Raw genomic sequence first — 13,743 nt, forward strand, 5'->3', positions numbered from 1 at the left:
ATGCACAATGCCCGAATGCCACGCATCCTGCTGATCGACGACGACGAGCACCTGGGCGCGCCGCTCGCGAGCTACTTCGCGCGCTTCGACTACGTGCTGGAGAGCACCACGCGCCCCAGCGACGGCCTCGCGAAGCTGCGCGCCGGCAGCTATGACGCCGCGATCCTCGACGTGATGCTGCCGGAGATGGACGGCTTTGCGCTCTGCCGCGAGATCCGCAAGGAGAGCGACATTCCCATCGTGATGCTGACCGCGCGCGGCGAAGTGATGGACCGCGTGGTCGGGCTCGAACTCGGTGCCGACGACTACCTGCCGAAGCCCTTCGAGCCGCGCGAGCTCGTGGCGCGCGTGCAGACCATCCTGCGGCGCCAGCGCAGCGCGCCGCCCGCGCAGCCGGCGCAACGCAGGGAGTTCGACGGACTGTCGATCGACCTCGACAAGCGCGAGGTGCTGCGCCACGGCGAGCGCGTCGAGCTGACCGGCACTGAATTCGAGCTGCTCGCACTGCTCGCCGACCCGCCCGGCAAGGTCTGGAGCCGGGACGACATCCTCAACCGCCTTCGCGGCCACGAGGCCGAGCTCTACACCCGCGCGGTCGACATCGTCATCAGCCGGCTGCGCAAGAAGCTCGAGCCGCTGGACTGCATCAAGACGCTGCGCAACGCAGGCTACACGCTCGCGGTGGGCAAGAGCGGGCCATGAGGCGTCGCCACGGACGGCCCGCGCACTGGCGTCATCGCTGGGGCCATTCGCTGCGGGTCCGGCTCATCACCGTGTTCGTGCTGCTCGCGCTGGCGATGACGGCGGTGTTCCTCGGCGGCATGCAGCACGCCTTTTCCAGCGGCTGGCGCGATGCCGCGCGGCCGATCGTGACCGACTACCTCGACCGCCTCGTCGCCGACCTCGGCACGCCGCCGGACGTCGAGCGCGCGAAGGCGCTGGTCACGCGGCTGCCGATCTCCATCCGCATCGAAGGCCCGACAGTGAACTGGGACTCGCATCCGGATCGCCGCCGCTACGGTTTCGGCGCGCGTGGCGACTGGCTCAGCCGCACCACCGCCGACGGCCATCGCGTCACCTTCGGACTCGGCACGCTGCCCTGGCAGCGCGAACCGCAGGGCATCGGCTGGATGACGCTCGCGCTGCTTCTGGGGCTGATCGTGCTGGCCTATGCCTATGTGCGCCGGCTATTGCGGCCGCTGGACGATATCCGGGCGGGCGCCGAGCGTTTCGGACGAGGTGCTTTCGATACGCCGATCCCGCTGCGCCGGCGCGACGAGCTGGGCGACCTCGCGTTGCGCATCAACACCATGGCGCGCGACATCCAGGGCATGCTCGATGCCAAGCGGGCGCTGCTGCTGGCCCTCAGCCACGAACTGCGCTCGCCGCTCACCCGTGCGCGGCTCAATGCCGAGCTGCTGCCGGCGACGCCCGAAGGCGCCACCGAGCGTGCCGCGCTGCTGCGCGACCTGGCGGAGATGCGCGACCTGATCAGCGACCTGCTCGAAAGCGAGCGGCTCGCGAGCCCGCATGCGGCGCTGCACCGCGAACCGGTCGATCTCGCCGCGCTGGTGCGCGAAGTGGCTGGCGAGCTGGACGGCGGCGAGCGCGTCGCCATCGACGCGCCGGCCGATCTGCCGGCGCTCTCGCTGGACCGCTCGCGCATCCGCCTGCTGGTGCGCAACCTGCTCGACAACGCGCTGCGCCACGGCGCCGACAGCGCGCAGCCGCCGCAGCTGACATTGCGCCGCGCGGGGCAGGGCGTCGAACTCGAAGTGCGCGATTTCGGCCCGGGCGTCGATGCGGCCCAGCTCGACCGCCTGACCGAGCCCTTCTACCGCACCGACGGTGCTCGCCAGCGTGCGACCGGCGGCGTCGGGCTCGGGATGTACCTGTGCCGGCTGGTGGCCGAAGCGCACGGCGGCCGGCTCTCGGTGCGCAACGCCGAGCCAGGACTCGCGGTCACAGCAGTACTGGCGTGACCGTGTCTGCTGCAGCACCGCCCGTGCGCTGCCCGGCCTGCTGCACCGCGTCGTCGACGCTCCAGGCCGCATAGGCGCTGGGCGGCAGATCCTCGGATCGCACCTGTTCGAGCAGGTCGCGCACCGTGTCCTTCACGCGGGCGAGTGTCAGTTGGGCGCCGCGCTGGCGGACATGGGCCGCGAAGTCGCACAGGGCTTCGATGCTCGTGCCGTCGAGGTCGGCCGATTCCTCGAGACTCAGCACCACGTGATCGAGGTCTCGCACCTGCCTCAGCTGCGACCGGATCGTGGCGAACACCGCTTCGACGTTGCCGAAGAAAAGGGATGTCTCGGGCCGCGCGATCAGCATGCCGGCCGGCACCTGCGCTTCGGGGTGTCGAGCGATGTCGACGAAGTCGTGACCGTCGTCGAGCCGGCCGAGCCAGCTCACGCGGGCGCTCGACATCCCCCGCAGCAGAAGCAGCAGGCTGACGCCGATGGCGGTCAGCAGGCCGTCCAGGACGCCCAGGAGCAGCACCGCGACGAAGGCCACGAGCGCGACCAGCCGGTCGCGCCGCCACGAGAAATAGGGTCGCAGGCTGCCCGGGTTCAGCATGTGCCCGACCGCATGAATCACGATGGCCGCGAGCAGCGGTTCGGGCGTGTGGGCGATCCACGGCAGCAGCGCGATGGCCGCCAGCAGGACCACGCCGCCCGCGATCAATCCGGCCGCCCGGGTCTGGGCGCCGGCGGCTTCGTTGGCCGAGGTGGCGGAAAAGCCCGCGCCGACCGGCATGCCGTGGAACAGGCCCGAGGCGAGATTGGCCGCGCCGAGCGCCAGCAGATCGCGGTCGGCAGAGATGCGGTCGCCATGCCGCAGCGCGAAAGTGCGGATCGATCCGTACGACTCCGCATAGAGGATCAGCGCCATCGCAAAGGCCAGCTCGCCCATGCGCAGCCACATCTCGCGCGAAAGCGTCGGCAGGCTCGGCGGAGCCAGCCTGAAATCGATGGGGCCCACCGCGTCGATGCCCCATTGCCGGCACAGGCCGGCCAGGTCGAGCGCGATGCCCGCCGCGATCACCAGCAGCGCCGCCGGCACGGCGCGGGTCGCTCGCCAACGGCCCAGACCCTGCAGCAACGCCACACCGGTCGCTGCCATTGCGAGTCCCGCGAGGTTCCAGCGGCCGAAGCTCGCGATCAGTTCCCACGACAGCCGCAGGAAATCTGAGTGCGCCGTCTGCACGTCGACCACCTTGGGGATCTGCTTGACCACGATGGTCAGCGCCAGGCCCAGCGCGAAGCCGCGCAGCACCGGCTTGGCAATCAGGTTGGACACGGCGCCGAGCCGCGCCGCGGCGGCAATCAGGAAGAACGCGCCGGTGAGCACGACGATGCCCGTGCCGAGCGCCAGCCGCATCGCGACATCGCCCTGCGCGGCCGAGGTGGTGGCCGCCAGCAGCACGGCGGCGGACGATGAGGTGGCCGAGACGATCGCGAAACGGCTGCTGCCGAGCACGCCGTAGATGAACAGGCCCACGAGCAGCGCGATCACGCCCGCCTGTGGCGGCAGCCCTGCAATGCCCGAATAGGCCACGGCCTCGGGCAGCAGCAGCCCGGCGATCGACAGGCCGGCCACCCAATCGGCTGCGCGAAAGGGGCGGGGCGTGGACGGCGCGCCCACGCCTCAGGCTCCGCGCCGCGCCTGCTGCCTGAACTCGCTCGGGCTGCCGCCGGTGTGCTCGCGAAACACCCGGCTGAAGTGCGAGAGGTTGCAAAAGCCCGAAGCCAGCGCGATGTCGGTGATCGACCGCGTCGCATTCGCCGGATCCTGGAGGTCGCGGATGCACGCGGCGAGCCGCTGCTGAAGGATGTAGCCGGTCAGCGTGTCGTCGTCACCCGCGAAGGCGTTGTGAAGGAGCCGCTTGCTGCAGCGCAGCGACTGCGCGATCGCTTCGATCGACAGGGCCGGGTCGTGCAGGTGCTGCGCGACATGGCGCCGGATGCGGTCCTTCAAGGCTTCGCGCTGCGTGCGCGGCGTGTCCTGGCCGGCCAGTTCCATCAGCGACAGCCGCACGAGCTGTACGATCAGATCACCCGCGCCGCGCGCTGCGGCCTCGCTCATGCAGGGCAGCTCCTGGTAGGTGTTGCGCATGGTTTCCAGCGCCACGCGCGAGATGCCGCTGCCGCCGCCGATGCGTCGCGCGACGAGGTCGCCGAGCGGCAGGCCCGCGGCGGCGATCTGGTCCTTGGGCAGCATCACGATCAGGTGGTCGCTGCGTTCCGGATTGGCGACGGTGTAGTCGCTGGTGGTGTCGTAGAGCGTCCAGCCGCCAGCGCGTACCGCCGCCGCGCGTCCGCACTGGACGACTTCCGCCGAGCCTTGCCACGGCGCGACGATCTTCAGGTAAGGCGCTTCGCTCGCCCGCGCCATCTGCCGGGTGCGCAGCACGCGGTGGCGGTTGGCTTCGAGCCGCGTCAGGATGACGTCGCCCGCGTGCGATGCGGCGAGGTGGCCGTCGAATTCGGTGTCGCCGTACAGGTCGGATTCGAGCCCGCCGAAATGGCGCCACACCCAGTCGCGCCACACCGGCGCGCGTTCGCGCGAGGGCACTTCGTCGGTCGACAGGAGAGAGGAGGCGGCCATGGATCCGTGTTTGAAAGCCCGCCTATTTTCCGGCGCGGGGATCGCCGCAAGGCTTGCGGGTTAACCACTAGCGCCGTGCGCGCTGCGACAAGCGCTTTGTGCGCAGAAGGCACAGCGCGCGACTGGCGTCCTTCCTACGATGCCCGGACCGGGCGCATCTCGACGCCGGGGAAGGAGACCGCATGCTTGACAACGCCAATCGCCGCCGCTGGATCCAGGGAACCGCCACCGCGCTCGGTGCCGCCGCCGTCGCGCCCAAGCTCTTCGCGCAGGGCGCGCCGGTGCGCGTCGGCTACGCCATCGCCCGCACGGGGCCGTGGGCGGCCGGCGCGCAGGTCAGCCAGGAACCCAACTACCTGCTGTGGGCCGAACAGGTCAACGCCGCGGGCGGGCTCTCGGTGAAGGGCGCGAAGCGGCCCATCGAGCTCATCGGCTACGACGACCGCAGCGAGACCGAGACCTGCGTGCGCACCTTCGAGAAGCTCATGGGCAGCGACAAGGTCGACCTGATCCTGCCGCCCTGGGGCTCGGGCGCGAACTTCGCGGTCGCGCCGCTGGCCAACCGCTTCGGCTACCCGCTGCTCGCGCCCACGGCGTTGTCGCGCAAGCTGATCGACATGCACCTGCCTTACTTCTTCTCGCTGCTGCAGCAGCCCGACAAGATGATGGGCGCGCTGGTCGACATGCTGGTGGCCAACAACGTGAAGACGATCGCGATCGTCTACATGGACGACCTCTTCGGTCTGGAGAACTTCGCCGCGCTCAACGCCGCGCTCAAGAAGACCAGTATCCAGGTGGTCGACCGCAAGAGCTATCCGCTCGGCGTGAAGGACCTCGCGCCGGTGCTGCGCACCATCAAGGACATGAATCCCGACGCCTTCATCGGCATCACCTATCCGCCGGACACCATCCTCGTGAGCAAGCAGTCGCGCGAGATCGGCTTCAACCCGAAGTTCTTCTACGCCTCGGTCGGCACCGCCTTCCAGCTCTACCCGAACGTCATGCAGGCGAACGCCGAAGGCGTGATCGGCATGGGCTCGTGGAACGCCAAGACCAGCCCCGAGGCCAAGGCCTACTTCGACGCGCACACGAAGAAGTTCGGCAAGGAACCCGACCGCTGGGCCAGCGGTCACGCATGGGCGGGTCTGGAGATCCTCCAGCAGGCCGTGGCCAAGGTCGGCCTCGACCGCAAGGCGCTGCGCGACCAGATCGCGAAGAACGAGTTCAAGACCATCCTCGGTCCGATCCGCTTCGAGGGCAGCGAGAACGCCTCGATCCCGGGCACCGTCGCACAGTGGCAGAACGGCGAGTTCGAAGTCGTCTGGCCCAAGGATCGCGCCACCGCGCAACTGATGCCGAAGCCGGCCTGGAAGTAGCGCGTGTCGTGGAGCGGATGGGCCGAGCTGCTGGCCGGCGGATTGATCACGGGCGGCATCTATGCGCTCGTGGCGATCGGGCTGAACCTGCAGTACGGCCTGATGCGCATCATGAATATCTCGCACGGCGAGTTCCTGATGCTCGGGGCCTTCCTGACCTGGTGGGCGCACACGGCGCTGGGGATCTCGCCGCTGGTCTTCCTGCCGGTGGCCTTCCTGGTGCTCATGGCGATCGGCATGGCGGTGCACTGGCTGTGCTTCCGGCAGGTTGCTGCGCGCGCGCCCAATGTGGAAGTGTTCGAGGCGCGCAGCCTGATGGTCGGCTTCGGCCTGATGTTCTTCGTGCAGAACACCGCGCTCCTGATCTGGGGCGGCGACCTGCGCGGCTATGACTACCTCGCCGATCCGGTGCAGGTGGCCGACATGCGCTTCACCGCGAACAAGCTGGTGATCTTCGGGGTGGCGTTGGCGCTGAGCATTGCGCTCATCGCGCTTCTCAAGCTCACGCTGCTCGGCAAGGCGGTGCGTGCGTTGATGCAATCGCCGGTGGGTGCGCAACTCGTGGGCATCAACACGAAGCGGCTGCACCCGCTGATGTTCGGCATCGGCCTCGGCCTCTCGGGCGTGGCCGGCGCGCTGCTGTCGATGACCTACGAAATCTCGCCTTCGATGGGCGAGCCGTACACGGTGACCGCGCTGATCGTGATCACGCTCGGCGGCTTCGGCAGCATCGCGGGCAGCCTCGTCGGCGGACTGCTGCTGGGCGTGGTCGAGGCGCTGGGGATGCACTTCACGAGTCCCTCTCTCAAGATGCTGCTGTCGTATGCCGTCTTCATCGGCGTGCTGATCTGGCGGCCCAACGGATTGTTCTCGCGATGAAGGCGCAGCTTGCAAACAGGCCCTGGCTGGTGCTGGGCATCGGCGTGGCGCTCGCGGCATGCGTGCCGTGGGTGGCTTCGGATTTCGCGGCCTCGGTGGCGCTCTCCTGCCTGATGTACATCGCGCTCGCCACGAGCTGGTCGCTGTTCTGCGGCGCGACGCGCTACCTGTCGCTTGCGACTTCGGCCTTCTTCGGGCTCGGCGCGTATTCGAGCGCAACCCTGCTGGAGGTGCTGCCGTGGCCGCTGGTCATCATCAGCGGTGCGTTGGTCGCAAGCGTGGTCGCAGTGCTGATGGGGTCCGCCGTGCTGCACCTGCGCGGCACCTACTTTGCGGTGCTGACCTTCGGCATGACCGAGTTGATCCGCCATGCGGTGACCTTCGTCGAGAAGCAGGTCTCGGGCACCGTGGGCCGCGTGCTTTCGGTGGTGCCGTCGAACGAGACGGTCTACCTCACCGTGCTCGCGATCGCTGGCGGCGCGATCGCCACGGCCATCGTGGTCAAGCGCAGCCGTTTCGGACTGGCGCTTTCGGGGATCGGCGCCGACGAGCAGCGCGCGCAGACGCTCGGCGTGGACACACGGCGCATCAAGATCGCGGGCTTCGCACTCACTGCCGCGTTTGCCGGGGCTGTCGGCGCAGCGATGGCGGTGCGCTGGACCTACATCGAACCGCCCGCGGTGTTCAGCCCGTTCATCGGCTTCCAGACCGTGCTGATCGCGCTGATCGGCGGTGCGGCGAGCATCGGCGGGCCGGTGGTCGCGGCGATCGTCTTCAGCCTGCTGGCGGAAACGCTGCGGCTGCAACTGCCCTATGGCTACATGATGGTGCTGGGCCTGCTGCTGATCCTCTGCGTGATGTATCTGCCGAACGGGCTCGCATCGCTGTGGCAGCGCAACGGCGCGCGAAGGAGCGGGCATGGCTGAGGCACCCATCCTGCTCGAAGCCCGCGAGGTGACGGTGCGCTTCGGCGGGCTGACCGCCGTCGATGCGGTCAGCATGCAGCTGCGCGCGGGCGAGCTGGTCGGCATCATCGGCCCCAACGGCGCGGGCAAGACCACCTTCTTCAATGCGGTCTCGGGGGTGGTCGCGCCGACCAGCGGCCATCTCTTCGCGGAAGGCGTCGATCTCACCGGCCGCGGCCCGCATTTCTATGCGGCGCACGGCGTCGCGCGCACCTTCCAGACGCCGCGCGTGATGGGCGACATGACGCTCACCGACAACGTCCGCTTCGGCATGGAGTTCGCAGGAAGGCGCCGCGAACCCATCGCAGGCCTGCGCAGCGAGCACGACATCCTCGACATGCTCGGACTCGCATCGCTCGCCAATCGGTCCGCGTCGGAAGTGACGCCGTCGCAACAACGCCTGCTGGAGATCGGCATGGCGCTCGGCACCCGGCCACGCGTGCTGCTGCTCGACGAAGTGGCCGCGGGCCTCACCGAGGCGGAAGTCGATGCGATGGCGCGCCGCATCCGCAAGCTGCGCGATGAGCACGGGCTCACCGTGGTGTGGATCGAGCACGCCGTCACCACGCTGCTGAAGTACATCGAGCGCGTGCTGGTGCTGCACCAGGGCCGCAAGATCGCGGATGGCACGCCGGGCGAGGTGGTGCGCAATGCCGAGGTGGTCGAGGCCTATCTCGGCGACGAGATGGTGGAGATGGAATGATGCTCACCCCCAGGCTTCGCGCACTTCGTGTCGCTGCGCCAACCCCCTTTCCGGGGGCGCACCCAGCGGCCCGGCGAAGCCGGTTCCGCGGGAGCCCCAAGCAGGGCTGTGTCAGCTTCATGAGGCGCCTGGGGCGCGTGGGAGAGCTGTCATGAATGCGAACCTGAAAGTGCGCGGCCTCTTCGCGGGCTACCACGGCTTCCAGGTGCTGCAGGGCATCGATCTCGATGTGCTGCCGGGCATCACCGTCGTGCTCGGGCCGAATGGTGCGGGCAAGACCACCTTGTTGAAATCGCTCGCGGGCCTGCTGGCGCGCCAGGGCGAGGTGAAGCTCGATGGTGCGCCGCTGCCGGCCGAGGATGCGACCGCCTGCGTGCGCCAGGGGCTCGCGCTGGTCGCGGAGGGCCGGCAGCTGTTCCCGCAGATGACCGTCACCGAGAACCTCGAACTCGGCGGCTGGCTGGTGCCGGCGGGCGTGCGCGCCGAGCGGCTCACCCGCGCGTTCGAAGACTTTCCGCGCTTGAAGGAGCGTGCCTCGCAACTGGCCGGCACCATGAGTGGCGGCGAGCAGCAGATGGTCGCAGTGGCGCGCGCGATGATGAGCGGACCGCGCCTGCTGATGCTCGACGAGCCTTCGCTCGGCCTCGCGCCGCGCATGGTCGACGAGCTGCTCGCCATCGTGCGGCGCATCGCGGCGCAGGGCGTCACCGTGCTCATGGTCGAGCAGAACGTGCGCAAGGCCCTGCAGGCGGCCGATCGGGGCTACGTGCTCGAACGCGGACGGGTCGTCGCTTCCGGCGACGCGCAGACGCTGCTCCATTCCGACGTCATTCGCCATGCCTACCTTGGCAAGACATGAGGCTCACCCCAAGCCTCGCCCACTTCGTGTGGCTCTGCACCCCCTCGCCGGGGGCAACCCCGGTGGCCCGGCGAAGCCGGTTCCACGGGGTTCCTGGCATTGCATCGATCCCCTTTGTTAGAGGAGTTCTTACATGACCACCATTTCCATGCTCATCAACGGCGAACGTCGCCAGGCCGAGGGCGGCGCGACCTTCGAGCGCCGCAATCCGCTCGACGGCGGCGTCGCCACGCGAGCACCCGCAGCCACGACGCGCGATGCCATCGCTGCCGTCGAAGCCGCGCACGCCGCTTTCGCCGCCTGGTCACAGACCGGCCCCGGCGAACGCCGCGCACTGCTGCAGAAAGCCGCGCACGCGCTGGAGGCGCGCACCGACGATTTCGCGAAGGCGATGGCGCGCGAGACGGGCGCCTCGGCGATGTGGGCCGGGTTCAACGTCCATCTGGCCGCGGGGCTGCTCACCGAAGCTGCCGCGTTGACCACGCAGATCGGCGGCGAGGTGATCCCATCGGACGTGCCCGGCAGCCTCGCGATGGGCGTGCGCCAACCGGCCGGCGTGGTGCTCGGCATCGCGCCGTGGAACGCACCCGTGATCCTCGCCACGCGCGCGATCGCCACGCCGCTCGCCTGCGGCAACACCGTGGTGCTCAAGGGTTCCGAGCTCTGCCCGGAAACGCATGCGCTGATCGTCGACGCGATGAACGAAGCCGGCCTGCCGCCGGGCGTGGTGAACTTCATCACCAATGCCCCGGCCGATGCGGGGGCGGTGGTCGAGGCGATGGTGGCGCACCCGGCGGTGCGGCGCGTGAACTTCACCGGCTCCACGCGCGTGGGCCGCATCATTGCGCAGACGTGCGCCAAGTACCTCAAGCCCGTGGTGCTCGAACTCGGCGGCAAGGCGCCGCTGGTGGTGCTCGACGATGCCGACATCGATGCGGCCGTGAACGCGGCAGCCTTCGGTGCATTCGCCAACTCGGGGCAGATCTGCATGTCGACCGAACGCATCGTGGTCGATACGGCGATCGCCGATGAATTCGTCGCGAAGTTCGCCGCGAAGGCGAAGAGCCTGCCGGTCGGCGATCCGCGCGAAGGCCCGGTGGTGCTCGGCTCGGTGGTGGATGCGAGCACGGTCGCGCGCTGCAATGCGCTCATCGACGATGCGCTCGCCAAGGGCGCGAAGCTGGTGTGCGGCGGCCGCGCCGGGAACACGTTGATGCCGGCGACAGTCATCGACCATGTCACCCCGCAGATGCTGATCTACAGCGAGGAATCCTTCGGACCGGTGAAGGCGGTGGTGCGTGTGAACGGCGTCGAGGATGCGATCGCGACGGCCAACGACAACGAGTTCGGCCTGTCGTCGGCGGTGTTCGGCCGCGACATCGCGCGCGCCTTCAACGTCGCGCGCCGCATCGAATCCGGCATCTGCCATGTGAACGGCCCCACGGTGCACGACGAGGCGCAGATGCCGTTCGGCGGGGTCAAGGATTCGGGCTACGGCCGTTTCGGCGGCAAGGCGGGCATCGAGGCCTTCACCGAGCTGCGCTGGATCACGGTGCAGACCACGCCGCGCCACTACCCGTTCTGACCCTGCGCGCTTGTCGCCTTCGCTACCCACGCGGAGGCCGGCCGGGGCTACGATCCGCAGCCCCAGCCCTGAAGGAGACACGCGCATGAGCACCACCCTGAGCAATCGGCAGATCCGCCTCGCCAAGCGTCCGCAAGGCGCGGCCACCCGCGACGACTGGCAGTTCACCACCGAACCCGCCGGCGAGCCGGCTGAAGGCGGCGTGCTGGTCAAGACGCTGTCGCTCTCGCTCGACCCGGCGATGCGCGGCTGGATGAACGAGGGCAAGAGCTACATCGCGCCGGTCGAGATCGGCGCGGTGATGCGCGCCGGCGGCGTGGGCCGCGTGGTCGCATCGCGCAACCCGGCCTTCGCGGTGGGCGACATCGTCTACGGCACGCTGGGCGTGCAGGAATACGCGCTGGTCCCGCAGGAGGAGATCAAGCGCACGGGCCTCGCGAAGATCGACCTGTCGCTCGGCACGATCGGGCAATGGCTCAACGTGCTCGGCATGCCGGGCATGACCGGCTACTTCGGCCTCATGGACATCGGCGAGCCCAAGCCGGGCGAGACGGTGGTGGTGTCCGGCGCGGCCGGCGCGGTGGGCCAGACCGTCGGCCAGCTCGCGAAGATCAAGGGCTGCCGCGCGGTCGGCATTGCCGGCGGGCAGGCCAAGTGCGACTTCGTGGTCAAGGAGCTGGGCTTCGACGCCTGCATCGACTACAAGGCCGGCCCCGCTGCGGTGCGCGAGGGCCTGAAGGCGCATTGCCCCAAGGGCATCGACATCTACTTCGACAACGTGGGCGGCGACATCCTCGATGCAGCGCTCGCGAAGATCACGCGCGGAGCGCGCATCATCATCTGCGGCGCGATCAGCCAGTACAACAACACCACGCCGATCCAGGGCCCGAAGAACTACCTGAGCCTGCTCATGAACCGCGCGCGCATGCAGGGCATGGTGGTGTTCGACTACGCGGACCGCTACCACCTCGCGATCGCCGAGATGTCGGCCTACCTGAAGGACGGCCGCATGAAGAGCCGCGAGGATGTGGTGGAAGGCCTCGAGACCTTCCCCGAGGCGCTGACGAAGCTCTTCACGGGCGAGAACTTCGGCAAGCTGGTGCTGAAGGTCTCCGACTGATCAGCGTCCGGCGCGGGTTCCCATCACCGCGGCCGAGATGATCAGCACCGCCGCGAGCGCGATGGTCCAGCTCAGCGGCCGCTGCGTCACGACGAGCAGCAGCGCGGTCGATGCGAGCGGCGTGATGTAGCTCAGGATGCCGATCTGGCGCGCATCGCCGCGCTTGAGCGCCATGTCCCAGAAGAAGAACGCCGTACCGAGCGGGCCGAGCCCGCAGAGCGTGACCAGCAGCCAGTCGCGCGCGGACAGCGCGACAGAGGGCTCGAGCAGCCAGTGGCAAAGCAGCGAGAGCGCGCCCGAGACCAGTCCGAACAACCCGATTGCGGTCGTCGGAAATGCGCCCACGCGCTGCGTCCACAGCGAATAGCTCGCCCAGATGAAGGCCGAGCCGAGCGCGGGCAGGAAGCCCCAGTAGCTGCCGCCGCCCGAGGCTCCCCCGCGCGCACCGAGGATTGCGATCGCCGCGCCCGCGAAGCCGAGCAGCGCGGCCACCACATGCAAGGGCCGCAGCGACATGCCGGGCAGCAGCACCGGCGCGAGCACCACCATGAACAGCGGCCAGAGGTAGTTCACGAGATTCGCTTCCACCGGCGGCGCGAGCCGCAGCGCGATGAACAGCAGGAAGTGAAAGCCGAACAGCCCGTAGATGCCTAGCGCCAGCGTGCGTGCCGGCACCGCCCAGGCGCGCGGATTGCGCACCACCAGCGGCCAGCTCATCGCGCTGCCGATCATCAGCGCGAGGCCGGTGAGCAGGAATGGCGGCAGGTGCGAGAGCGCTGTGCCCAGCGAAGCGAGCGTGGCCCAGAGGGCGATCGCGGCGAGGGCGTAGAGGGTCGAAGACATGGCCGCCGAGCTTAAGCGCAGCATCGTCGCGAAACGACGGTGCGTCGTCGCGCGACGAGGGTTCTGCGCTTCAGCCGGCGCCGCCCGAGCGCCGCATGGCCGCCGTCAGCGCCGAAGGCGATCGGTAGCCGGTGCGGCGCGCGGCTTCCGCGACGCCGATGCCGCGATCGCGCAGTTGCCGCGCATGCAGCAGGCGTTGTGCGCGCAGCCAGTGCATCGCGCTCACGCCCTGCTCGTCGCGGCAGCGCTGCGCGAACTGGCTGGGGCTCAGGCAAACGACCGCCGCGAGATCCGCAACGCCGAGCGGGCGATGCCAGCGGCTGCGCGCCCAGTCGGAGAGGCCCGGCCAGTCGATCGCGCGGCGGCGGCCGTTCGGCAACGCCGGACCCCAGGCCTCGAGCAACAGGGCGGGCGCCTGGTGCAGCGCGGTCGGCGAGGTCGCGGGCTCCGTCACGCACAGCGCCAGGTAGCGTGCCAGCGCCAGCATTTGCGGCGCCAGCGGTGCGCGCCCTGCGCACTGCGCCCAGAGATCCTGCGTGGTGTCGAGGATGAGGCAGTGGCTGCCGTTCCGCGATTCGAAGTCGTGCCGATCGCCGGGCGTCACCACCCAGCCCTCGCCGGCGCCGACGCGGCGGCCGCGTCCCTCGACTTCCAGATCCAGCACGCCATCGAGGCCGATCAGCACCTGGAAATGGTCGTGCGAATGGCTGCCGCGCGATGCGCCGTAGCGTCGCAGTGAAAGTCCGTGCGATGAAGAGTCGAGCGTGCCCATGGAAGTCTTCGGATTTTCCATGGCGCTCCGGGC

At 69.3% G+C, this 13,743-nt stretch carries 13 protein-coding genes; 9 read left to right on the top strand and 4 right to left on the bottom strand.

Features of this window, described 5'->3' with window-relative positions:
* Window positions 1-15 precede the first annotated feature (15 nt).
* The gene (locus BLW05_RS09890) at window positions 16-702 is read left to right on the top strand and encodes a response regulator transcription factor (protein ID WP_093162219.1); all 687 of its coding nucleotides are present in this window, start codon (window positions 16-18) and stop codon (window positions 700-702) included.
* Complete coding sequence (locus BLW05_RS09895; RefSeq protein WP_093162221.1) at window positions 699-1,982, top strand: HAMP domain-containing sensor histidine kinase; 1,284 nt, start codon at window positions 699-701, stop codon at window positions 1,980-1,982. Before BLW05_RS09890 ends, BLW05_RS09895 begins: the two co-directional genes overlap by 4 nt.
* On the opposite strand, the gene BLW05_RS09900 is transcribed toward BLW05_RS09895, so the two are convergent.
* Window positions 1,963-3,645 (bottom strand): SulP family inorganic anion transporter, encoded by a 1,683-nt coding sequence (locus tag BLW05_RS09900; RefSeq protein ID WP_093162222.1) that lies wholly within the window; start codon window positions 3,643-3,645, stop codon window positions 1,963-1,965. The two genes, BLW05_RS09895 and BLW05_RS09900, sit on opposite strands and share 20 nt — an antisense overlap.
* Window positions 3,646-3,648: 3 nt before the next feature.
* Window positions 3,649-4,608 carry an AraC-like ligand-binding domain-containing protein gene (locus BLW05_RS09905; RefSeq protein ID WP_093162224.1) on the bottom strand — a complete coding sequence of 320 codons (960 nt, stop codon included), beginning with the start codon at window positions 4,606-4,608 and terminating at the stop codon, window positions 3,649-3,651.
* 182 nt (window positions 4,609-4,790) lie between these two features.
* On the opposite strand from BLW05_RS09905, the gene BLW05_RS09910 reads away from it, so the two are divergent.
* The 7 genes from BLW05_RS09910 (at window position 4,791) to BLW05_RS09940 (ending at window position 12,095) form a co-directional block, all read left to right on the top strand.
* Complete coding sequence (locus BLW05_RS09910; protein WP_093162225.1) at window positions 4,791-5,984, top strand: amino acid ABC transporter substrate-binding protein; 1,194 nt, start codon at window positions 4,791-4,793, stop codon at window positions 5,982-5,984.
* Between the two features lie 3 nt (window positions 5,985-5,987).
* Complete coding sequence (locus tag BLW05_RS09915) at window positions 5,988-6,863, top strand: branched-chain amino acid ABC transporter permease (RefSeq protein ID WP_093162227.1); 876 nt, start codon at window positions 5,988-5,990, stop codon at window positions 6,861-6,863.
* Entirely contained in the window at window positions 6,860-7,789 is a 930-nt protein-coding gene (locus tag BLW05_RS09920; protein ID WP_093162228.1) for a branched-chain amino acid ABC transporter permease, read from the top strand. The genes BLW05_RS09915 and BLW05_RS09920 overlap by 4 nt, the downstream gene beginning before the upstream one ends.
* Window positions 7,782-8,531, top strand: coding sequence for an ABC transporter ATP-binding protein (locus tag BLW05_RS09925; RefSeq protein ID WP_093162230.1), 750 nt, complete (start codon window positions 7,782-7,784; stop codon window positions 8,529-8,531). The genes BLW05_RS09920 and BLW05_RS09925 overlap by 8 nt, the downstream gene beginning before the upstream one ends.
* Window positions 8,532-8,682: 151 nt before the next feature.
* Complete coding sequence (locus tag BLW05_RS09930) at window positions 8,683-9,390, top strand: ABC transporter ATP-binding protein (protein ID WP_093162231.1); 708 nt, start codon at window positions 8,683-8,685, stop codon at window positions 9,388-9,390.
* A 133-nt stretch (window positions 9,391-9,523) separates the two neighbouring features.
* Window positions 9,524-10,975: an aldehyde dehydrogenase gene (locus BLW05_RS09935; protein ID WP_093162233.1), complete on the top strand. Its 1,452-nt coding sequence runs from the start codon at window positions 9,524-9,526 to the stop codon at window positions 10,973-10,975.
* Between the two features lie 85 nt (window positions 10,976-11,060).
* A complete protein-coding gene (locus BLW05_RS09940; protein WP_093162234.1) occupies window positions 11,061-12,095 on the top strand; it encodes an NADP-dependent oxidoreductase in 1,035 nt (344 codons plus the stop codon).
* Here the strand turns inward: BLW05_RS09940 and BLW05_RS09945 are convergent, their stop codons facing one another.
* Both BLW05_RS09945 and BLW05_RS09950 read right to left on the bottom strand, forming a co-directional pair.
* Complete coding sequence (locus BLW05_RS09945) at window positions 12,096-12,938, bottom strand: DMT family transporter (RefSeq protein ID WP_093162236.1); 843 nt, start codon at window positions 12,936-12,938, stop codon at window positions 12,096-12,098.
* A gap of 70 nt (window positions 12,939-13,008) precedes the next feature.
* The gene (locus BLW05_RS09950) at window positions 13,009-13,710 is read right to left on the bottom strand and encodes an AraC family transcriptional regulator (protein ID WP_093163107.1); all 702 of its coding nucleotides are present in this window, start codon (window positions 13,708-13,710) and stop codon (window positions 13,009-13,011) included.
* Window positions 13,711-13,743 lie beyond the last annotated feature (33 nt).

Source organism: Variovorax sp. YR216 (genome assembly GCF_900107745.1).
Taxonomy (GTDB): Bacteria; Pseudomonadota; Gammaproteobacteria; order Burkholderiales; family Burkholderiaceae_C; genus Variovorax.

What these genes read in the sequence shown, in the direction of transcription:
- BLW05_RS09935 (WP_093162233.1), top strand. Translation starts at nt 9,524, where the DNA reads ATGACCACCATTTCCATGCTCATCAACGGCGAACGTCGCCAGGCCGAG.
- BLW05_RS09945 (WP_093162236.1), bottom strand. Translation starts at nt 12,938, where the DNA reads ATGTCTTCGACCCTCTACGCCCTCGCCGCGATCGCCCTCTGGGCCACG.
- BLW05_RS09910 (WP_093162225.1), top strand. Translation starts at nt 4,791, where the DNA reads ATGCTTGACAACGCCAATCGCCGCCGCTGGATCCAGGGAACCGCCACC.
- BLW05_RS09895 (WP_093162221.1), top strand. Translation starts at nt 699, where the DNA reads ATGAGGCGTCGCCACGGACGGCCCGCGCACTGGCGTCATCGCTGGGGC.
- BLW05_RS09940 (WP_093162234.1), top strand. Translation starts at nt 11,061, where the DNA reads ATGAGCACCACCCTGAGCAATCGGCAGATCCGCCTCGCCAAGCGTCCG.
- BLW05_RS09925 (WP_093162230.1), top strand. Translation starts at nt 7,782, where the DNA reads ATGGCTGAGGCACCCATCCTGCTCGAAGCCCGCGAGGTGACGGTGCGC.
- BLW05_RS09920 (WP_093162228.1), top strand. Translation starts at nt 6,860, where the DNA reads ATGAAGGCGCAGCTTGCAAACAGGCCCTGGCTGGTGCTGGGCATCGGC.
- BLW05_RS09950 (WP_093163107.1), bottom strand. Translation starts at nt 13,710, where the DNA reads ATGGGCACGCTCGACTCTTCATCGCACGGACTTTCACTGCGACGCTAC.
- BLW05_RS09890 (WP_093162219.1), top strand. Translation starts at nt 16, where the DNA reads ATGCCACGCATCCTGCTGATCGACGACGACGAGCACCTGGGCGCGCCG.
- BLW05_RS09905 (WP_093162224.1), bottom strand. Translation starts at nt 4,608, where the DNA reads ATGGCCGCCTCCTCTCTCCTGTCGACCGACGAAGTGCCCTCGCGCGAA.
- BLW05_RS09930 (WP_093162231.1), top strand. Translation starts at nt 8,683, where the DNA reads ATGAATGCGAACCTGAAAGTGCGCGGCCTCTTCGCGGGCTACCACGGC.